The organism is Vibrio sp. DW001, assembly GCF_029016285.1.
GTDB lineage: Bacteria > Pseudomonadota > Gammaproteobacteria > Enterobacterales > Vibrionaceae > Vibrio.
Genome location: NZ_CP091975.1, coordinates 1,235,050 through 1,256,890 on the forward strand (window position 1 = coordinate 1,235,050; position 21,841 = coordinate 1,256,890).

Consider the following 21,841-nt stretch of genomic DNA (forward strand, 5'->3'; position numbering starts at 1 on the left):
AGTGAAAGATAAATTGCCTCCCCTACAAGGCCTGTTTTATTTTTATGTTGCTGCAGAAAAAGGCAGTTTTAAATTAGCCGCTGAGCAGTTGTTTGTTAGTGCAGCGGCAATCAGTCAACAAGTACGTCAGTTAGAAGAATGGTTAGATTGTGAGTTATTTGTGCGACAACACAGAAAAGTTTTGTTGACGACCGAAGGCGAGACGCTTTTTCAGTCAGCCAAGAAAGGGTTCGCTCACCTGCAAGATGGCGTCAGAAACCTAAACCAAGATCCAGAGCCCGGTAGATTGTCAATTTCAACCCATCCGACTTTCGCCCAACATTGGTTGATTCCGCGTATTAATCATTTTCGATCTCTCTACCCTCAGTTATCGTTATTGGTGGATCCGAAAAATGAGCTGGTTAACTTTCAAGATGGTTTAGTGGATATCTGTATTCGTTATGGTCACGGCCAATACGCTAATGTTGAATCCGTTTGGTTGATGGACGAAATTTTATACCCTGTTTGTCACCCCAGTTATCAACAGAAGCATCAACTATTTGATGTGACTAATCTATCTAAAGTAGACTTAATTGAAGATGTATGGCCGGATATGAACTGGTCAATATGGTTTGAAACGATGCAGCTTTCTACTGGGCATGCTTCCATTGAATATGACGGTTCGCAATTTGTAATGGAAGGGGCATTGTCAGCGCAAGGCGTTGCCTTAGTCAAACATAGCTTGGCTAATCGATATTTACGTGAGGGGAACTTGGTGCGTATCGGTGATAAAGCGGTAAAGTCTCGATACAGTTATTATCTTTGTGCACCTAAAGGGTACTTTCGTCGTGAAAAGATTCGTTCATTTGTTGACTGGATTCAACAACAGGTGCAAGAGTTCAAACAAAACGACGCGGAAGGTATCAACCTTCTTGATCTGCCACCGGAAAAGGATGGCGTGATTGACCTCAAAAAACCCTAGCCTTATCTAACTTGAGATAAGGCTGCGTATACAATTATTACCTAACTGAGCTACAGAAACTAACATCCGATTCATTGGTTTCTGGGTTGAAGCTATGGTAAAGCTCGAAGCATGGGCCGTCGCCCATCTCTATCCCTAGATCAACGATTTGGGCGATGTGTTCGTTCCACGCCGGTCCGTATTGGGACATGTCAGTGATCTGTTTTCGCAACGTGGCATAGCGGCCCCCGACAAATAGTTGTTTTTCTACCGTTCCTGCTACTTTTACATTCTCTGGAACCAATAAGCCAATATCCGTTCGGCACTTTTCCGCCGGCGTTATTTCAGGGTTGTCGTGGTAGATGAATATACAAGTAGCGTCTGCGACGCCTTCGGAGTTCGCCCAACCATAAAGGGCGTCTAGCGCGGGCTTGTAGTTCTCACCGTAAGGTCCAGTGACTCGAACGTAAGCTAAGGTTCCTTGGTCAAATTGTTGCTTAATCATGTTTATTCTCCTCTGTGTCGTGTGAGAAGAATTATAGGAAGTGTTTTCGACTAAGTCGTTTCCGTTTTTGCTGTGTGCGTTTCCTATCTTGCTCTTTCGAAGAACCTGAGAAAAAATGGTGAGATTGGTGCACTCACGAACTTCACTGGGGGAAAGATCAAAATGTTTGCGAAATGCTTTCGCGAAGTTTTGGGAACTGGAAAACCCTTGCTCTAAGGCGACGTCAATAATAGGTGGTTTGTTATAGAAAAGGTCGTGTGCTGCTTTTTGTAATCGAAGACGACGCAGAAATTCATTTAATGTTTCCCCAGTAACACTTTTGAAAACTCGGTGGAAGTGATAGGGGGAAAGTGCGGCTAGTTTAGCCACCTCCACTAAATTCAGCGGCACATTGTAATTTTGTTCTAAAAAACGAATAACGGGCTTCAGTTTGGTTTGGTAATCCGTTCTCATTTGGGTCTCTTTATAACAATAAATGATAGTGTAAGTGTACAATTTACTGTGTTTTTGTACAGTTAAAATCATTCGGTTCGTTAAATGCCTTCCCGATAATGCTTAGGTGCAACGTTGAAATACTTACTGAATTGATTCGAAAACTCATACTGTGATGCGTAGCCTAGATCTGCTGCGATAACCGAGATACGTTTTTTGGTCGATCTTAAAAGACGACAAGCCTCATCCATTCGTTTTCTGATCAAATATTCTTTTGGAGAGACACCAATGTGTTTTTTAAATGTCTTTCGAAATTTTTCGTAGCCCCAGCCTTTATCTGCGCAGTACGCTTTGAGGTCAAATCGAACGGCATAACGGACCTCGAAATCGGTGATGCTTTCCGTGATCATATCGCTTGGAATAGTAGCTTCATCTTGAGAGGTCAATAACGTTCTCATTATGTTCAGGAAACTTAAATAAGCATCGAATACATCCTCTTCGTTGGCGTTTTGTAACTGTGACATTAGGGATTCAATGTCGGGCTTAATACCCGGGCATACGGCATTACTGTACACCGCGATATCTCTGTTGATCAAAGACATGCCACTTAGGTGTTCATACAACTCTTCGTTACAGTCTAGATAGTATTCTTGCCAATCACTGTGGGGATTAACCACCGTGGTATGTATGACTTTTGGTCTGCGTTGAAATACACAGCCTGGCGACAACGGGTAAAGTTTGCCTTTTTCGTCGGTATAACTCCCATTTCCTCGAATGACATAAACCAAAGAAAAGAAGGGAAATTTAATATTAATATGTTCAGTTTCAATGCCGGGTTTATGTATGTATCCACACCCAATCCAGTTTTGTGACGCCCCCAATGTCCGTGAATAATTCGAAGGAGAATTAACACCAGAGCACTCTTTAGCAATCAGTTCACTCTCAAATAATGCTTCCTTTGCGTAAAACTTATGTGAATTTTTTTCTACCATTAGTGCCATCCATACGAAATATTGTTGTTGCCATTAAGCATATTCAATATACCAGACATGACATTTTATTTCGTGACAATGCTTATATAATAGGTGATAACAAAAGGTGGAGGAGGTTTTATTATGAACCAGTTAACAAAACATAAGTTATTTTACTATAAAAATTCTTATGCCAATAAGCACATCGAATTAACCAATTCGCATATCAATATGGATGGTGACAAGAGTTTTAAGCTCGACGTTGTGCATTTCGGACTAAAGCTTGGCATGGTTATTAAGTCGGTTTGCCTAGCACTCAGTGACCGTGGATTAGAGCTTTACCTCCTTGTCATTCCTTTGGGCCTCATGGCCATGTTTTTATAGGGTTGGTCCCCGTTGAGGACGCGGATAAAGCGTCCTTTTTTTTATTTTTTATCGGGATAGTCTCATCCACATGATTAACGTGCTGTTTTTTTCTGTTGTGCGATGAATACCAGAGCAATTCCGCCCAAAATACACGCGGTAGAAAGCACAATATTAAAAGAGAGTGGTTCTCTTACAATGATGGCGCCTCCAAGCAAAGCTATTGCAGGTACTGAAAGTTGAACAATTGATGCCGTAAGCACGGTGAGTTGCTTTAACGCCATATACCAGATGACATAACCTAGTGCTGAAGTGAAAACGCCAGAGCAGACAGCCAACAAAAGACCAGTTTGAGTAATACTGTCTATATTTAATAGCCATGGCAGCATTAGAAGAGCAATCACCAAACTACCCACAAAACCTTGGGTGGTAGATTGTAGAGGTGCGCCAGACGCTTTTCCTTGAAGGGTAAATATTGCCCAACATACTCCAGACACCGCCATCAATAGAGCCGAGATGAGATCTGGTCTCGTTGCAGAAGGCAAAAGCAAAACCAGAAAACCACTGATGGCAACACCAATGCCTAGCCACTCAAAACCAATAATGTGGTTTCCTCTATAAGTGTAAGCGATCAACATACTTAATTGTACCACCCCAAACAGAATAAGTGCGCCTGTCCCTGTTCCAAGTTTGATGTACGCAAATGAAAAAAACAGCGCGTAGCCAAGCAGCGATATAGACGAAATGAATACGGATTTTTTGTTGATGGGCGGGGCGGATGAGTTGGATTGACGGAAAATAAGCGTAATAACAATGAGAGTTATTGCTCCAGAAAAAATCCGAATTAGTGTGAACGATCCCGCATCGATGTGTTCTTCTAGTAACGCAATACGACATAAAATAGAGTTGGCTGCGAAAGCAAGCATAGCAACAAAGGTAAGGAGTAAGGTTTTCACATTGACCACTTCTTAGCGAATAGTTGCGCCATTGTGGCGTGTTTTTATTACCTAATCTAGTATAAGTCGTACCTTTATATACTGTTTAGGTATATAGCTTAACTTTCTAGTTGGATTTGTAATAGAGATAGCATCTGTTCGGCTTTTACTGGCTTGTAGTAAAAGTACCCTTGAGCGGAATCGCTCCCGAGTTGACGACAAATCTGAGCTTGAGTTTCAGTTTCAACGCCTTCTACAACGATAATGAGATCGAGGATGTGTCCCACGTCTATAATTGCCTTCAAAATCGCTTCATCTTTGCGATCATTCGGTACTTCTGTCACAAATGCCCTATCAATCTTAAGGTAACGGATTGGGAATTTTCGTAGATAACTTAGTGATGAATAGCCAGTGCCAAAATCGTCAATGGATATCGCCGTGCCTGCTTTTTGTAGACGTTTTAACTTAATCATCAAATCGTCGTTCGCGGCAATTAATGTGTGTTCCGTCAACTCAATGCCGAGATCTTTTGGCTGTAAGCCAAACTCGCGCAACGTGTCAAATAAGAAGGAGAAAAAGTGGTTCTGTGTTAATTGTCTACCAGAGACATTGATGTCAACTCGTATGTCTTTAATACCTTGTTGCTTCCATTGCGATATCTGTTTGCAGGCACTTCTGAGCACCCATTCGCCAATCTTAATAATCAGATCTGAACGTTCTGCAATTGGGATGAAAATATCCGGACCTACTGCCTTAATCGTAGGGGTTGGATCCCATCGAATTAATGCTTCACAAGAAATTATTTTATTATTGTTAAGGTCAACTTGAGGCTGATAAACGAGATGAAACTGATCTAAATAAAGTGAATCTCTGAGGTGATTTGAGATCTCTCGTTGGAAGCGGAGAACGTTATGAATAGATTTGTCAAAAAAACGATAGCGATTCCGGCCATCTTCCTTTGCTTGATACATGGCGGCATCTGAATATTTAAGTAACTGATCTGTATCGATACCATCCTTTGGGTATAGGCTGATTCCGATGCTTGCTGTAATGTATATATTCTGTTTAAAAAGCGTAAACGTCTGTTCGAACTCAGACATGAGTTTATGCACCACAATCTCGACGTCACTATTGTTTTGAATATTTGGCAGAACGACTAGAAACTCATCGCCACCAAATCGAGAAAGCGTATCGTACATCCTTAGACGACGCTTGAGTCGCTGAGCAACCTGTATTAATAAGCGGTCCCCAGCATTATGTCCCATAGTATCGTTAATCTCTTTAAATAGGTCGAGATCGATAAACAACACGGCCATTTTCTGATTGAATCGTTTTGCTTCGCTGATTCGGCGAGCGAGTTCTTCCTCAAAATACCTCCGGTTGGGGAGGTCAGTTAAACTGTCTGTGGTTGCTATTCGTTGCAGTTCGAGCTTCGAATTATACTGCTCGGTAAGATCAACATCGACGCAGAACATTTCTGGTTCATCCGATCCTTGTTTAAACATGATGTGGCTTGAGTACACGATTACTTGCTGGCCGTCTTTGCGTCGTAAGCAAAGCTCTCCGGCAGGAATAGCGATGTTGTGGTCGATCCACGCTTTATGGAGGTCAATAACGATCTGTTGCATGGCGTCAGGAATAATGAGATCTTCTAAGGTTTGTCCGAACGCCTCTTCTTTGGAGTATCCATAGATCTCGCAGCTTGCTTCATTCCAATAGATTACCTTCCTGTTTTTGTCATAACCTTGTACTGCCACTTTTGGCATTGACTCTATGAGCCGCAAAAATCGAGATTCATTAGGATCGTATGCGTTCATAGATTGAGTATTCAATGCGGTCCACCTCCGTACAGAGTGCTGTCATAAGGATATTCCAATGATGCCGTTCTACATTTAACTCTATGAAATTATGAGTAAAAAGCAAGTTTTCGACCGAATTCAAACCCGAATGGCATTGGTGTGTTGAGTGAGTGTACATGACCATTCAATTTTTTATGCATCAATATTAGAGAGATAGATTAATAGATCTATTGATAGTGCGACGAGTACGTACGACTAAAGGGTTATATCTCGTTTTTCTAATTTAAGCGGATAAATACGTTCAGTAATTGACCACTAGCACAAATTTAAATTGTGCGCAGGGCTATAGTAAAAGCCTAAAAAAGAGAAAAACAACGAGTGAGAAGCAATAGTAAAGATTTTACAATGGAGCGCACGTTAGAAGAAAAATTTGCCACAATCGTGACGCCGCTTTCGTTTTTACCCAAACATAAGGTAGAACAATATGAGCAATTCGTTAAAGGATATGACCCTGCCACCTGACCTGACCATTAAAAAAGGGTCTGGCCCCGTACGTACTAAATTTCCAATCTATTCAAACTCTCTGCCGCCTTGTAACCATGCATGCCCGACAGGCAGCAACATTCAAAAATGGCTATCCTTAGCGCAAGAAGAACGGTATGAAGAAGCGTTTCAAGAACTGGTACTGAATAACCCGCTTCCCGCGATTCATGGGCGCGTTTGTTATCACCCTTGCGAAACCGCTTGCAACAGAACCGATGTTGATCAACCTGTCAGTATTCATGCTGTCGAGCGCTACTTGGGCGATGTTGCTATTGAGAAAAAATGGCCAGTGCGCTTTGATGCGAAAGCGACGGGGAAAAGGGTATTAGTGGTGGGGGCTGGACCGAGTGGTTTAGCAACAGCGTATCATCTAAAACGATTCGGTCATGATGTCGAAATCCATGAAGCCGGACCGATGGCGGGTGGAATGATGCATTTCGGTATTCCTGCCTACCGCTTACCTCGAGAAGTATTGAATCAAGAAATTGCACGTATTCAAGGAATGGGCATCGATATTGTTCTCAACAGTAAAGTCGACGACCTATTAGCCGCAAAAGTGCAGGGGCGGTTTGATGCGGTATTTTTGGCTATCGGTGCCCATGTCGGTCGTGGTATTGAGATCCCGAGTGATGATCCCGGCGTAGCCATTGATGCCGTTACCTATTTGCGCAATATCGGGATGGGTGATGCGCCGACCTTGGGTAAACGCGTTGCAGTGTATGGTGGAGGTAATACCGCTATGGATGCCGCTCGTACAGCAAAACGAATGGGGGCGGAGGTGATGGTTATCTATCGCCGCAATCGAGAACTCATGCCTGCGCATGATTTTGAATGTGTGGAAGCGATGGAAGAAGGGATAGCGTTTCACTGGCTTCGAACTATCAATAGCATCGATGGTTCAACCTTTACGCTAGAAAAAATGAATATAGTTGATGGACGGCCGAAGCCAACGGGTGAATATGAAACCATACAAGCTGATTCCCTTATTCTTGCCCTTGGACAAAATATCGATACCAAATTGACCCGAAATGTACCGGGTGTTGATCATAAGGATGATGGAACTGTCGTTGTAAATAATCAAATGATGACTGGGTATCCTGGCCTGTTTGCTGGTGGTGATATGGTACCAAGTGATCGCACCGTTACGATTGCCGTAGGACATGGTAAAAAAGCCGCCGCGCATATAAATGGTTTCCTATGTGATAGAGCATATTCCAAAGCATCGAAGCAACCACTGATTAAATATGATCAACTGCATCTCTGGTATAAAACCGATGCCGATAAACGGGAGCAACCTGCCGTAGCACCTGAAATCCGGACCTCATCTTTTGAAGAAGTCGTTGGGGGCTTAACGTTACAAGAAGCCTTGTTTGAAGCCCAACGTTGTTATTCTTGTGGTAACTGCTTTGAGTGTGATGGATGCTTGGGGGCTTGTCCCTATGGTGCGATAACATCAAAAGGTAAGGGTAAAGGGTATACTGTGGATTACGATAAATGCACGGGTTGCGAAGCTTGCTACACCCAATGCCCATGTCATGCGATCGAAATGGTCGCAGCTGAAGTGAAGTAGGAGGCGCTAAATGAGTCATTTTAATCATGTCATGCATACCTGTGATGGTAATGAAGCTACAGCACATATCGCGTATCGCGTTAGTGAAGTTTGTGCCATTTACCCTATAACGCCTTCTTCTACAATGGCTGAATTTGCTGACCAATGGGCAGCAGAAGACAAACGAAATATCTGGGGGAATATCCCTTTAATTGCTGAGATGCAGAGTGAAGGAGGAGCAGCCGGAACGGTACACGGGGCGCTTCAAAGTGGGGCATTAACGACCACATTTACTGCCTCTCAAGGCTTGATGTTGATGCTGCCAAATATGTATAAGATTGCTGGAGAGTTAACGTCCGCGGTCTTCCATGTGGCGGCACGATCGCTGGCAGCACAAGGGTTATCAATATTTGGCGACCACCAAGATATTATGGCGGCTCGTGGTACTGGCTTTGCTTTACTGGCGGCATCTTCGGTACAAGAGGCGCACGATATGGCGCTTGTCGCTCATACAGCGACATTGTCTGCGAGAATACCGTTTATCCATTTTTTCGATGGTTTCCGCACTTCACACGAAGTGAACAAAATAAATCTGATCTCTGATGAAGTAATAAGAGAAATGATCCCGGACGAACTTGTACGAGCACATAGACTTAGAGGACTGAGCCCTGATACACCATTCATTCGCGGTACGGCGCAAAATCCAGATGTCTACTTTCAAGCGAGAGAGACGGTAAACCCGTATTATGCAGCAACACCAAGTATTGTTCAGGGTTGCATGGATAAGCTAGCAGAATTAACTGGCCGACATTACAAACTTATCGAATTCCATGGTGCAGAAGATGCCGAACACGTCGTTATTGCGATGGGGTCGGGGGTTGAGACCCTCACTGAAACAGTCGATTACCTTGTCGTAAAGGGCGAGAAAGTGGGGGTGTTAAAAATACGCCTTTATCGCCCATTGTCGACCGAACACCTTTTAGCTGAATTACCGGATAGCGTAAAATACATTACGGTGCTTGATCGTACGAAAGAGCCGAGTGCAACGGCGGATCCCCTTTATCAAGATATTATTACCGCGTTAATGGAAGACGGAAGTAAATTCGAATCTATGCCAAGAGTATTGGCCGGAAGATATGGTCTCTCGAGCAAAGAATTTACCCCAGCAATGGCAAAAGCGGTGTTTGATAATGTGAAAGGCGAAACTAAGCGGCATTTTACTGTTGGCATTATTGATGATGTAGGTTTGTCACATCTAGAGGTTGATGAAAGCTTTGATATTGAACCGAATGAAGTGGTTCGAGCCATGTTTTATGGCTTGGGTGCCGATGGTACCGTTGGTGCAAACAAGAACACGATAAAGATTATAGGGGACGACCCTGACTATTTTGCACAGGGTTATTTTGTCTATGATTCTAAGAAATCAGGCTCGCAAACTGAATCCCACCTTAGATTTGGTCACCATGAAATTAATAGCCCATATCTGATTCAGTCTGCAAATTTTATTGCTTGTCACCAACAGACCTTTGTCGAAAAAACAGATATGTTGGCTAAGGCGGCATTACATGCCACTTTCTTGCTTAATTCCTCGGTTGATAATGAGTTGGTGTGGGATTCTTTGCCTGCAAGGATGCAAAAACAGTTGATCGATAAACAGATGAAGCTCTATGTGATTGATGGCTATAAAGTGGCGCGTGAAACAGGGATGGGCAACAGAACCAACACCATCATGCAGACCTGCTTTTTTGCCCTCTCCGGCGTGATCGAGAAAGACCAAGCGATAGAGAAAATTAAGAAAGCGATTGAAAAAACGTATTCGAAAAAAGGATCAGCGCTCGTTGAAAAAAACTTCTTAGCGGTGGATCAAGCTCTAGCGAATCTACATCAGATTGATATTCCTAAACAGGTAACTGCAAAAATTGAAGAGATAAAATTTGTCTCTGATAAAGCGCCTGATTTTGTAAAAGAAGTGACCGCGATGATGATGGCAGGCAAGGGTGATTTGATTCCTGTTTCCCAGTTGCCAGTCGATGGCACCTATCCTTCAGGCACAACGCAGTGGGAAAAACGAAACATCGCACAGCGTATCCCTATCTGGGATTTCGATGCGTGTATTCAATGTGGCAATTGCAGTATTGTTTGTCCTCATGCTGCGATTCGAGCCAAGTTTTATGACAAATCGATGTTGGACTCTGCACCTGATGGGTTCAAAACAGCGCATATCTCGGCGAGAGGATTCCCGGAAATTCGCTACACATTGCAAGTGTACGCCGAGGATTGCACAGGATGTGGTTTATGTGTAGACGCGTGTCCGGCTATAGTAAGCGCTAACTCAAATGGGGGTGAGACGTGTAAAGCGATTAATATGGAGCTTAAAGAACCTTATCTAGAACAAGAAATTAGCAATCTGGCGTTCTTTGAAGAGTTAGATTACAACGACCGATCTCGAGTGGACTTCTCACACGTTCGAGGTGTTCAGTTCCTTCAACCTTTGTTTGAGTTTTCCGGTGCATGTTCAGGATGCGGTGAAACTCCGTATCTAAAATTGATGTCACAGCTTTTTGGTGACCGATTAATGATAGCGAATGCGACAGGTTGTTCCTCTATTTACGGTGGCAACCTACCCACAACACCTTGGTCAGTGAACAGTGATGGCAGAGGTCCGTCTTGGTCCAATTCGTTGTTTGAAGATAATGCAGAATTTGGTTTTGGCTTTAGGTTAGCGGCCGTTAAGCAGCGTGAATTGGCGGAGCAATTGTTGTTAGAAAATCGCGAACACTTTGATCCGTTATTAGTTGACCAACTGCTTAATGCAAAGCAATTAACGGAATCTGAAATACAGGCGCAGATCAAACGTGTCAATACGCTTAAGGAACGCCTTGAACAGATAGATACAGAATCAGCACGTAATCTCACTTCCGTTGCTGAGCAGCTCGTTCGCCGTTCAATATGGATTGTTGGTGGTGATGGCTGGGCTTACGATATTGATTCAGGTGGATTAGACCATGTGTTGGCTAGTGGTGCGGATGTAAACGTGTTGGTTATGGATACTGAGGTGTATTCAAATACCGGTGGTCAGATGTCAAAATCAACACCGCTAGGTGCGGTAGCGAAATTCGCTTCGGCAGGGAAGCAGGCGACGAAAAAAGATCTCGCAATGCAAGCCATTGCTTATAACAATGTTTATGTTGCTCGTATCGCACTTGGCGGGGACCCACAGCAATCACTATTGGCAATGCGTGAGGCTGAAATGTACCGCGGACCTTCTATCGTTATTGCGTATAGCCACTGTATTGCCCATGGTATTAATATGGAGGATGGTTTACGACAGCAACAACTTGCCGTCCAATCGGGTCACTGGCCTTTGTTCCGTTATAATCCATCGCTTAGAGAGGTTGATGTTAATCCCTTTTCTCTAGATTCATTAAGACCAAGTATTTCTCTTAAAGAGTATCGAATGAATGAGGATAGATATCGAATGTTACAACGAAGCGACCCGGAAATGGCAGAGAAAATTACGGAAGAGGCCCAACAGGTTGCCCACAGGAAATGGCAATTATACGAAGAGTTAGCGACTCGAAGTACGGGGACGATTGCCCCGCATGTTGAGTTGACCGCTCAGAAGTAAAACCAATCGATAGCTTACCTTAACTTCCCCCTCTTATCAGTGGGGGGAGAATGGGTTTACGATTAAAACAGACCTATCTTTAGTGCAAACATATAAATTAACTCTGGTAAAATAGCGGCGTATACTGCGAGCCAATATACCGCGAATAGAATGACGCTGGATTTCAGAATAGCGGATAAATTCGGATTCATATCGTGACCATTATGCAAGGATATTTTCTTGGTAAAGCAGTATTTGTGCCAGTTAGTAACTGTTTGATATAACATAATTAAATATATCAGACGTCAGGATGAACTGTCTTTAAGACACGCTTACTGTCAAATGGACATCTTTTGATTGTCTTTATGACGACTGGTGTGTAACTTGTTTTCCGAAATACATCTTCAATAGACTGATTTTTAAGGGCAGTTGGTATTTTCTATTGATCAATATTATCGGCACATTTCCTGCATTTTGATGTCAATTGCTCTATTTTACTAAGGTCCAACATTGTTAAACATCACTGACAAAAGCAAAGAAGACAAAATTACCCCTCTTTTAAGGCTTGGTTTCCGTCCATTCTTTCTTTTTGGTTCGTTATACACGGTTTTATCGATTCTCGTTTGGGTGTATTCATTTCAATATGGTCAACCGAGTGCACTTAACGTTCCGGCTCTTTGGTGGCATGTCCACGAAATGTTGTTTGGCTTTGCAATGGCAATCGTTGCCGGTTTTGTATTAACGGCGGTGCAAACATGGACCGGAATTAATGGTACTAAGGGTTTTCGACTCGGGGTTATTGTGTCGTTGTGGGCATTACCTAGATTACTTTTTTGGACACAAACACCTTTGTGGCTCATCTCTATAGTCGAGGCACTATTTTTGGCCGCCGTTACGTATGAAGTGGGTTTCCGAGTGATTAAGTCAAAAGGGTGGAGAAATCTATTTTTTGTTCCTCTTTTTGTTCTTGCGTTAATCGCGAATTTTGCCAGTTACGCAACAATCAAGGGATTGCCACCATTCCCTTCCCTTGCTGTGTGGCAGGCGATGCTTTGGTGGTTTATGTTACTTTTGTCCGTAATGGGTGGACGAGTAATACCATTTTTTACCGCTCGAAAATTTAATTTCGAAAAAGCTCAACCACAATTATGGCTTGATGTTGGTGCTAACTTGCCATTAGTGATGTTGTTTGTGCTCAGTTTTTTCCCTTTAGCGAATCAACAGCTGTCACAGGCCTTTTTACTCGTTGGCGCGCTATTTCAATTTATTCGTTTTGCACGTTGGAAGCCGTGGCTCACATTAAGCGAACCACTTGTATGGTCACTGCATGGTGCCTATCTTTGTATACCATTGGGTTTGCTTGCAAGCGGTCTTAGTGAAGGCTTTTTCAAACACTCTATGATTCATTTATTCGCTATTGGTGCATTGAGTGGGGTGATTTTAGCGATGATTTCTCGAGTAACGATGGGACATACAGGTCATGCTATCTATGAAGGGCCAAGAATGTGGCCTGCCTTCCTGGCCCTGTTTATCGCCGCTTTGATAAGAAGTTTTGCTGTCGCGCTATTTCCTGAACATCTGATGTTGTTAGTGAATAGTGCTGCCGTGTTATGGACGATTGCGTTTGTTATGTTTCTATATAATTTTGCTATTATGCTTATGACGCCTAGAGTGGATGGACATCCAGGTTAATAAGTGGTTAATATATTAACCAGAAAAAAAACGTATCTAATGTTATTTAGGTACGGTTTTTTATCATAGCTTTAAGGTCAAATATATATGATGGAACATTGTCTTTTACGAGCGAGTCACGTAATTAATTTAACGTTAATTGATGAAAGTTGAATGATAAAAAATATAGATAAAAGCGGTTACTCATTCGAGCCTAAACAGGCCAACGTCATCATATCAGAGGCCACGGCACCGGTAGTGATTGACAGACCTGCGAGCAAGATGACAACGGCATATTTACTTACAATTATCGCTAAACCTAGTGTATTTATTATTTTATTCATCTATGTGTCCTTTTTTAAACTGATCAAATTTATTCAATTTTAATTGTGTTTTATATATTAAGTTGAGACATAGGTCGTCTAGATTAATTGATGTTTTTCTTTATTATAAAAAAAGCGAAAATGATCATTTTTTACAATTCGATACAAATATTAATTGAGTTAATGTAATAATAAATACATAAAATTTATCGTTTTTTATATGCAATAGAGTTATTAGTGTGGACTATTGATTAAAGCGAGTGATATCAGTAGTTTTATGTCATTCCTATTGTTAACTGATTTTCAAAGATAATGGTTTGCTTGTTATTCACAGGTAGTATTGGTCGGTACTGTGACCCGTATACTATGAGATTGTACAGTGAGCCTTCATCGCAATATAACAGACCAGTTTGCCGTCGTTGGTGCTGCTGCTCTAATCTACATGGTTGCTTCAGTATTTTCTGCCATTGGGTGACGATAGACTAGTTCCTTGCATAGTGACTCAAAAACATAGCGGCTGTTTCATCGGTGATATTTTTGAGTTTTTCTAACTCTATCTTGCTACCTATATTGAGCAATAAGGGCCAGAAACAGTGTCCTTTAATCATGTTATGTAATTGGCTATTAGCAAACTCAAAATCCATTGGTTTGAGCCTGTTGTCAGCGACCGCAGCTTCCAGCCATTTAAAAAGGGTGGTTTCTCTAGCGGAGAATTTGCCCATCTCTTTTTGTAGTGCCTCAGGGTTGTAAAAAAAGTGCCCAAATGCGACGCGCGAAAGATCAAGATTTTCTTTAGCGGAGAACATCTTTGCTTCAGCCAGTAAAATAGCGCTTAATTGCTCATGTAGAGAGGTCTCTGTTAGGTACTCAAAATCAGGCTGAATGGTTGATTTTCGCCACATCTCCGCCATGATTTGCATGACGAGTATCTCTTTGGTTTCAAAATGGTTGTAAACCGTTCTTTTTGAAACTTGAGCCAATTCGGATACCTTGTCCATGCTGGTGCTCTGCACGCCATCTTTTATAAAGGCCTTCTTCGCGGCATTAAGAATTGCTTCTCTTTTAAGTTCACTTCTCGTTCTTTTTACTTCAGACATTTAAACATCAACTCATTTATAGACTGCCAATTATTTTACACTGAGTAGTTTACTTTTCAATGTATAAATGTAAACTACTCAGTGTAGTTTACAAGTTAGAGCCCTCGAATGAAGAAATTTAAAATATTTGGTTTAGGAGTTTTATTTATGACAGTTGTAACGATTGGCGCGCGTGTAACCAGTACTGGTGCGACTCAAAATGAAGGAAAGTTTGTAAATACGGAAATCAAATACAACCCGTCTCTAGGGAATCTCTGGGACATGGTAGTCGAACGTTTTAATACCAAACGAACTGCAGCGGAGCCGGCAGGTGAGGTTCCTTTGAAATCATTATCGCAGGCTCAATTACAGAGCAGTGATGAAGACGCCATTTTTCGCTTAGGACACTCAACCATCTTGATGAGGTTAAATGGTGAGTATGTCATGACTGATCCGGTATTCAGCGAAAGAGCATCACCAGTGCAATGGGCGGGGCCTAAGCGGTTTCATCCAACCCCAATTTCTATTGAAGATTTACCCAATATTAAAGTGGTGATTATCAGTCATGACCATTATGACCATTTGGACAAAGCGGCAATCAAAAAATTGGCGAACAAAGTCGAGCATTTTGTTACCCCTTTAAAAGTGGGAGACTATCTTATCGATTGGGGTGTTGAAAAATCTAAAGTGACCCAATTGGACTGGTGGCAAGATGTGCAGCTTGGCAATATTCATCTTGTTGCGACACCTGCTCAACACTTCTCTGGTCGAAGTCTGTTTGATCGAGACGAAACATTGTGGGCAAGTTGGGTAATCCAAAGCGACAGACACAATCTATTCTTTAGTGGAGATGGCGGTTATTTTGATGGTTTCAAAGAGATTGGTGAAAAATACGGTCCGTTTGATGTCACAATGATAGAGACGGGGGCTTATAATGACCTGTGGGCAGATATCCATATGCTACCTGAACATAGCATGCAGGCACACCTGGATCTTAAAGGCAAAGCGATGCTGCCAATCCACAATGGTACTTTTGATCTATCAATGCACGACTGGTTTGAACCGTTTGAGCGAATTACAGAATTGGCGAAGCAAAATAACGTTAATCTATTAACGCCAGTGTTTGGTGATGCGATTGAGCTCGACAATCCGGTTAGCAGTTATGCATGGTGGCGTGAAGCACAAGAGACGAAAGAGTCCGCGTTGGCGCTACAAGAGTAATTAAATACCTGAGTCGCTGCTTTGCCAGACTCTATAGTTAAGCAAAGCAGTGATTGCTGTATCAGGGCCTCTATTAACGACGATGAAGCGTTAATTCGAATTGATGGTTGTTCGACGTTTTATTCGATAGAAAGCGTATAAATTATCGATGTTATTGCTAAGGCGATCATCAGTATCACTAAGGCTCTTCTATTGGAAGCTAGGTTTATCTTGGTTGTCATGTTTTTTTGATAGCCTGTAAACATTGCTTTGACGAGAGGTTTGTTCTGCCATTTATAGATAATAATGGCCAGCACGTGTAGCCCTACAAGTACAAATAACCCATTAACGAGGTTTTCATGTATGAGAACGCATACATCAAATATGTCATCGTTAAGCCAGATTTGTGAACCGGGTAAGGGGTCCAACATCCCAGATAGAGCAAGACCAGTCAGCGCTTGAAGCAATAGTGCACCAATCATGGCGAGGACCATATAACCACCTGCAGGGTTATGGCCTGGTTGCTCCGAATGTTGTCCATTTAGGTATTGAACGACCGTTTTTGGTGACCGGATAAATCGTGAGAAACGACTTGTATCACTTCCGAAAAAGCCCCAAATAATACGCCATATGAGCAGAGTAAAAAGGGTTAGACCAAAGTAAACGTGTGGTCCTTGTTCCGTGAGACCGCTAAAGGCCAACCCAGCGAATAGTAGTGCCTGAATCCAATGATATAAACGTGTCGGTAAGTCCCAAACTTTCATGTCCCGTCCTTGTAGGTAGTTTGCCATTCCTCATTATACAATCTGATTAACCGAAGAGTAATGCCTATTGCAACTATTTACATAACAAACACTACTTACGTAATAACAACTATTTACTTAAGCGTGATTATTGTGTAACTATGCTTAAATAATAAACAGCTCTCATATGAGCGACATGGAGGAAGTAAAATGAAAAAGCAATTAGTAAGCCTATTTATGCTTATTTCGGTTTCGGCTAGCGCAGCAACGTTTGAAGCGGAAATAGAGGCTCGTCAGGATGCATATTCAGGTATCAAAGACAACGTCGAAGCGGTTGGCGGCATGCTCGAAAGTGGTCAATTTGATTACGCTAAGTTTGAGATGCTGGGAGAGGCACTAACCAAGCACTCATCTAGCCTAAAAACGCTGTTCCCAGAAGGAAGCCAAGAAGGCAGTAACGCCAAAAAGGCGGTATGGAAGGATTTTGAGAAATTCTCAACGAATCTAGATAAACTCGATCAAGGCTTTCAAGATTTCTATGCGGCAGCAAAGGTACAGGATCAGGCCGCTCTACTAGCCGGATTTAAAGATGCGACTGGTACCTGCAAAGGTTGTCATCGTAAGTTCCGTAATAAGAAATAAAGTAAAAAAGAGTTCTATTCACAGACTGAGATAAATCTGTCTGAGCTGTGCAATAAGCGGTTCAATTTTATTACTTTGTACATTACCATAGCCAAGAACCAGAGCATTCCAGTCGCGCTGATAGGAGTGTTTCTCATAATAAGATAGGGGTCGAACCGTGATCCCTTTTTTCTCTGCTGCTTCAACCACTTGATCTTCGCTAGGTGAACCCTGCCAACGAACGGTGGTGTGTAATCCTGCTTCTTGACTGATCACTTGCCATTCTCGCCCAAAATGTTGCGTGAGTGCGCCTCGTAATAAAATAGATTTTTGTTGATAGATTTTTCTCATTCGCCTTAGATGACGAAGAAAATGCCCCTCAGAGATAAAGTCTGCCAAAGCGGCTTGGCTATGTATCGCGGTATTGCCTGCCATTGCATCTTTAATCTTTAAACATGCCTCTACTAGACTTTCCGGCACTACCATGTAGCCAATCCTTAAGCCGTTAAACATCGTTTTACTCAACGATCCGACGTAAATACAACGGTCTGAAAACCCAGATTGTGCAGATAACCCCTGAAGTGACGTATAGGGTCTATGAGCAAATTGGAACTCGCTATCATAATCGTCTTCGATAACCCAAGCTTGGTTCGCCTCTGCCCACTGTAATATTTGTAATCGCTGCTCTGTATTGAGGCTGGTTCCCATTGGGTATTGGTTGCTGGGTGTTAAGTAAACGGCCGCCGCCTTGTGTTTTAACAATGAGGAAATATTGAGTCCCAATAACGGGTCAACTGATACTGAAGCCGTTTTAATACGATAAAGGTTCAGCACTTTACGCATCTGTGAGTATCCTGGTTCTTCCATTAACACCGTTTGATTTGGATCTAGAGTCGCGAGTGTTGCGATGGAAAGTGCTTGCTGCGCGCCGGAGGTGACGATGATTCGTTTAGGGTGACAGGAAACAGAGCGGCTTGATTGTAGATAATGGCTGAGTGCTTCACGCAATGGGAAGTAACCTTGTATGTCCCCCATTCCTGACAATGAGTCCCGGTGAATATGCCTCTGTAGCAATCGTTGCCATTTGGTATATGGGAATTCAACAAGGTCAGGTATACCGGGAGAAAATGGTCGATTTAGATAAAGTGATCGTTGTGTATCGAATGGGGACCCAAGGGTGAGTTTTTTACTATTTACGACGGATCTGTCTGGTCGTTCTGATTGGCTGATAGCGGTCTTCAGAAAATACTCGGGGATAGATACCGCGACGAAAAAACCTGAACCTTTTCGGCTTTGCAAGTACCCCTCTGCAACAAGCTGTTCGTATGCACTGGTTACCGTATTTCGACTCAGTGTAAGCTCTTCTGCCATCTTTCTGGTAGAGGGTAACTTTTGTTCTCTTTTCCAATGCCCATTGATTATTTTTTGTTGAATGGCGTCAAATAGTGTTTGTTGAAGTGTAGAACTTTGCTTTGATAGGAAAAGGTCGCCGACGTCGATTAAATTCATAACTGGCTCTTTAATTTATTTGTAATTGGATCTAATTAAGATACCAGTTTGATTGTATATTGTAAAAACACCAGACAAAAAGATCAAACTAGGGGCCAAAATAATGCTTTCAAAAACAGAACGAACAGCGATCAAAAAGGGTGCGCATAAAGCGTGCGATGACGAAGCTAAGTTGCATCAAATAATTGATGAAAGTTTGCTTGCTCATGTCGCTATTGTGGAGAAAGGAGTACCTATTGTTATTCCTATGTTAGCTTGGAGAGTCGACGATCATATCTATATCCACGGCGCGAATAATAGCCGCCTGCTCAGGACATTGAAAAATAGTGTAGAAACGAGTCTGACGTTTACACTGTTTGATGGCTGGGTACTGGCTCGATCGGCAATGCATCATAGTGCGCACTATCGAAGTGCTGTGGTATTTGGTCGGTTTGAACAGATAAGTGAAAATGACGAAAAAGACCGTATATTGAACCACTTTGTGGAACAAATCGCGCCTAATCGTACTTGTGAGGTTCGTTTAGGTAATCAAAAAGAGTTGTCTGCGACCCTGCTACTGAGAATGCCATTATCAGAAGCCTCAGTTAAAATTGGTAACCATGGTGTCAACGACGATATGGCGGATTTGGACAGACCAGTATGGGCGGGTATTTTGCCTTATAGAACGGTTATCGGGCCTCTTGAACCTGTAGCCGATCTCGGCGAAGGCATAGCAATGCCTGATTACTCTTCAGCTTACGGTGACCGTTGGTGCGGTTTAAATGAGTGAGTGAATGTCCGAGAACAGTTGCTATCTATGTTTAATACGATACATTTAACGGCATAAAATGGTTTTTAGCCGAACTATGTCTGCAAACAATAGATAAAAATCAAGGAAGATAATGAGCACAATTCTCGATTGTATACGAACGGTAGGTAAAGGCGAAAGGGGACGAAAACCTCTTAATTTTGAACAAGCTTATCAAGTGATGGATGAGTATCTCGATGGCAAAATTGGTGACGACCAGATGGCTATGTTGATGATGCTTATTCGAGTTCAAAATGAAACCCATGACGAAATTGCAGGATTTGTTAAGGCGTTCCAAACGAGGATGCCGGATATTGGCGCTGACATCGACTGGCCTTGCTATGCTGGAAAAAGGGCAAGCGCAGGAAAACCTTGGCACATTATCGCCGCCAAAATACTCGCCGAGAATGGTTACAAAGTATTGGTGCATGGACACCTAGAAGAAACCTCGATTCGTGAACACGTTCGTGACTACATTGATGCGCTTGATATTCCATTTGCAGCGGATGTGAAGCAAGCAAAAGAGATGATTGAGCATCACAATATTGTTTATCTACCTCTAACCAGTTTTGCTCCTCAAGTGGTGACCATGTTGGATTGGAAAAATCGATATGGCTTACGAACACCAATCAATACGGTAGTAAGAGCGCTTAATCCTGGCAACGCAAGATATGGTATTAGAGGTAGCTTTCACCCAGGTTTTCAGCAACTACATGCCGAAGTAGAGCAAGCAGTAGGCCTAAGCAAACACGCGGTCATCTCTTTTAAAGGCCAGTCTGGTGAGTCAGAATACAATCCTAAGGTAAGCCAAACGGTTTGGAGAAGTGATAACAATGGCGTAACTTCGCACTACTGGCCAGAAACGATGGCCTCAGATCTTCCCCAGCCCAAACAGCCGTTGCTAGGGACGGATCCTAGCGATTACAATATGATGGCAAATACGGTTGTCGCGACATTATGTGCCGTATTGTTCGCCAAGGTAAATGATAGAGATAAAGCCTACGAACTCGCCTACGCATTATGGAGTGATTGGGTAGTGAATAGCCCATATAGTAATGGCACTCGTTGATCTGGTCGCCTTTAACCTTGAACGTAATGAAATTCTAACTGCCCACATTCTGTGATTCGATGAAACCTCTCTGTTTATGTAATACGTTATGTCGTATATAAACAGAGGGTTCCTATATGCAATTTTCTTTTTCAACTCTATTTTTATCTGTTCAGTTAAGAATTCCTACTTCTATGTAGGGCTATTCCTAAACGTCCTTTGATGCGTATTTTCAGTGATATTATTTTTCTCGTAGAAAGAGCCTATATATCATTTTAAATTAACACTGAAGATACCTATTATTATGCTGAATACTTTAAATGAACGGACTAAACCGCACGACGATACGGCTATCGACTCTCATATTGCCTTACTCGGTGATGACGTATTGTTAATCTTGGTATTATTACCGTTAATCATTTCGTTTTTCTATGCGATGTATAGGCATACCAGTAAGGCGCGAGTGATTGCACAGCGTGAACTTGCCTTGACGAAGGTAAAACAGGAAGCATTTGATCTACAAAAAAATATATTAACCATGATGGGAAAGGCCATTGAGTGTCGCTCGGGAGAAACAGGAAGCCATGTTAAACGAGTCGCTCAACTATCCTATTACGTCGGCAAACTTTATGGATTAAGTGACGCGGAATGCGAAGTATTAAAAGTCATTAGCCCCATGCATGATATTGGTAAAATAGCGATCAGTGAAAAGATACTGGATAAACCGGGTAAACTCAATCATGACGAGTTTGAAGTGATGAAACGTCATACTACAGAAGGCTATAAGCTCCTTTCTTCAGGTCGTGGCCACTTAATGGAGATGGCTGCAATAGTGGCTCATGAACATCATGAGAAATGGGATGGTTCTGGGTACCCTAATGGAAAGGTGGCCGAAGAAATACATATATATGGACGAATTACTGCAATCGTAGATGTTATTGACGCTCTGTTGAGTCAACGCCCTTACAAAGAGCCATGGTCTGTGTATCAAGTTAAAGAGTTACTTAAAGGCGAGTCAGGTAAACATTTTCAGCCCGAGTTGGTCGATCTAATATTGGCACATTTCTCGAATATTATTGACGTAAGAAATGCAGCCATGACAAAAAATGAACCGCGACAGAATAACATGTCAGAACTTGAAGGAAATGGCTGGTTGGTTAATTAGTGCTGTCGCCAAATTCGCTATCCTGCGAGAAAAGTAATACAACAGATATTTTGA

The 21,841-nt window shown here is 42.3% G+C and carries 19 protein-coding genes; 10 read left to right on the forward strand and 9 right to left on the reverse strand.

The genetic code is table 11. The features are described 5' to 3' along the window. Position 1 precedes the first annotated feature (1 nt). Entirely contained in the window at positions 2–961 is a 960-nt protein-coding gene (locus tag L3V77_RS05950; protein WP_275136184.1) for a LysR substrate-binding domain-containing protein, read from the forward strand. Positions 962–998: 37 nt separating this feature from the next. Here the strand turns inward: L3V77_RS05950 and L3V77_RS05955 are convergent, their stop codons facing one another. Together L3V77_RS05955 and L3V77_RS05960 are read right to left on the reverse strand one after the other, a co-directional pair. Then, positions 999–1,898, reverse strand: coding sequence for a helix-turn-helix domain-containing protein (locus L3V77_RS05955; protein WP_275136185.1), 900 nt, complete (start codon positions 1,896–1,898; stop codon positions 999–1,001). A gap of 80 nt (positions 1,899–1,978) precedes the next feature. Continuing rightward, entirely contained in the window at positions 1,979–2,869 is an 891-nt protein-coding gene (locus L3V77_RS05960) for an AraC family transcriptional regulator (RefSeq protein ID WP_275136186.1), read from the reverse strand. A 123-nt stretch (positions 2,870–2,992) separates the two neighbouring features. On the opposite strand from L3V77_RS05960, the gene L3V77_RS05965 reads away from it, so the two are divergent. Further along, complete coding sequence (locus tag L3V77_RS05965) at positions 2,993–3,232, forward strand: hypothetical protein (protein ID WP_275136187.1); 240 nt, start codon at positions 2,993–2,995, stop codon at positions 3,230–3,232. Positions 3,233–3,306: 74 nt separating this feature from the next. Here the strand turns inward: L3V77_RS05965 and L3V77_RS05970 are convergent, their stop codons facing one another. After that, complete coding sequence (locus L3V77_RS05970) at positions 3,307–4,167, reverse strand: DMT family transporter (RefSeq protein ID WP_275136188.1); 861 nt, start codon at positions 4,165–4,167, stop codon at positions 3,307–3,309. Between the two features lie 98 nt (positions 4,168–4,265). Further along, on the reverse strand, positions 4,266–5,978 hold the full coding sequence (locus tag L3V77_RS05975) for an EAL domain-containing protein (RefSeq protein WP_275136189.1): 1,713 nt from the start codon (positions 5,976–5,978) through the stop codon (positions 4,266–4,268). Positions 5,979–6,429: 451 nt separating this feature from the next. Between L3V77_RS05975 and L3V77_RS05980 the strand changes: the two genes are divergently transcribed. Next, positions 6,430–8,058 (forward strand): NAD(P)-binding protein, encoded by a 1,629-nt coding sequence (locus tag L3V77_RS05980; RefSeq protein WP_275136190.1) that lies wholly within the window; start codon positions 6,430–6,432, stop codon positions 8,056–8,058. Positions 8,059–8,068: 10 nt separating this feature from the next. Beyond that, entirely contained in the window at positions 8,069–11,665 is a 3,597-nt protein-coding gene (gene nifJ / locus L3V77_RS05985) for a pyruvate:ferredoxin (flavodoxin) oxidoreductase (protein ID WP_275136191.1), read from the forward strand. A 62-nt stretch (positions 11,666–11,727) separates the two neighbouring features. Here the strand turns inward: nifJ and L3V77_RS05990 are convergent, their stop codons facing one another. Next, complete coding sequence (locus L3V77_RS05990) at positions 11,728–11,856, reverse strand: hypothetical protein (RefSeq protein WP_275136192.1); 129 nt, start codon at positions 11,854–11,856, stop codon at positions 11,728–11,730. Between the two features lie 298 nt (positions 11,857–12,154). Between L3V77_RS05990 and L3V77_RS05995 the strand changes: the two genes are divergently transcribed. Continuing rightward, complete coding sequence (locus L3V77_RS05995) at positions 12,155–13,336, forward strand: NnrS family protein (RefSeq protein WP_275136193.1); 1,182 nt, start codon at positions 12,155–12,157, stop codon at positions 13,334–13,336. 179 nt (positions 13,337–13,515) lie between these two features. Here the strand turns inward: L3V77_RS05995 and L3V77_RS06000 are convergent, their stop codons facing one another. Continuing rightward, entirely contained in the window at positions 13,516–13,659 is a 144-nt protein-coding gene (locus L3V77_RS06000) for a hypothetical protein (protein WP_195702847.1), read from the reverse strand. Positions 13,660–14,120: 461 nt separating this feature from the next. Continuing rightward, positions 14,121–14,735, reverse strand: a complete 615-nt coding sequence (locus tag L3V77_RS06005; RefSeq protein WP_275136194.1) for a TetR/AcrR family transcriptional regulator — start codon at positions 14,733–14,735, stop codon at positions 14,121–14,123. Positions 14,736–14,843: 108 nt separating this feature from the next. Between L3V77_RS06005 and L3V77_RS06010 the strand changes: the two genes are divergently transcribed. Continuing rightward, entirely contained in the window at positions 14,844–15,935 is a 1,092-nt protein-coding gene (locus L3V77_RS06010) for an MBL fold metallo-hydrolase (RefSeq protein WP_275136195.1), read from the forward strand. 119 nt (positions 15,936–16,054) lie between these two features. Here L3V77_RS06010 and L3V77_RS06015 read toward each other — a convergent pair whose 3' ends face one another. Then, positions 16,055–16,678 carry a cytochrome b/b6 domain-containing protein gene (locus L3V77_RS06015; protein ID WP_275136196.1) on the reverse strand — a complete coding sequence of 208 codons (624 nt, stop codon included), beginning with the start codon at positions 16,676–16,678 and terminating at the stop codon, positions 16,055–16,057. 189 nt (positions 16,679–16,867) lie between these two features. Between L3V77_RS06015 and L3V77_RS06020 the strand changes: the two genes are divergently transcribed. Continuing rightward, complete coding sequence (locus tag L3V77_RS06020) at positions 16,868–17,299, forward strand: cytochrome c (protein WP_275136197.1); 432 nt, start codon at positions 16,868–16,870, stop codon at positions 17,297–17,299. An 18-nt stretch (positions 17,300–17,317) separates the two neighbouring features. Here L3V77_RS06020 and L3V77_RS06025 read toward each other — a convergent pair whose 3' ends face one another. Continuing rightward, complete coding sequence (locus tag L3V77_RS06025) at positions 17,318–18,787, reverse strand: PLP-dependent aminotransferase family protein (protein ID WP_275136198.1); 1,470 nt, start codon at positions 18,785–18,787, stop codon at positions 17,318–17,320. 103 nt (positions 18,788–18,890) lie between these two features. Between L3V77_RS06025 and L3V77_RS06030 the strand changes: the two genes are divergently transcribed. The 3 genes from L3V77_RS06030 (at position 18,891) to L3V77_RS06040 (ending at position 21,787) form a co-directional block, all read left to right on the forward strand. Beyond that, positions 18,891–19,556 (forward strand): pyridoxamine 5'-phosphate oxidase family protein, encoded by a 666-nt coding sequence (locus L3V77_RS06030; protein ID WP_275136199.1) that lies wholly within the window; start codon positions 18,891–18,893, stop codon positions 19,554–19,556. A 112-nt stretch (positions 19,557–19,668) separates the two neighbouring features. After that, positions 19,669–20,643, forward strand: coding sequence for a glycosyl transferase family protein (locus L3V77_RS06035; protein ID WP_275136200.1), 975 nt, complete (start codon positions 19,669–19,671; stop codon positions 20,641–20,643). Positions 20,644–20,926: 283 nt separating this feature from the next. Then, positions 20,927–21,787, forward strand: coding sequence for an HD domain-containing phosphohydrolase (locus L3V77_RS06040; RefSeq protein WP_275136201.1), 861 nt, complete (start codon positions 20,927–20,929; stop codon positions 21,785–21,787). The last annotated feature ends 54 nt before the right edge of the window (positions 21,788–21,841 follow it).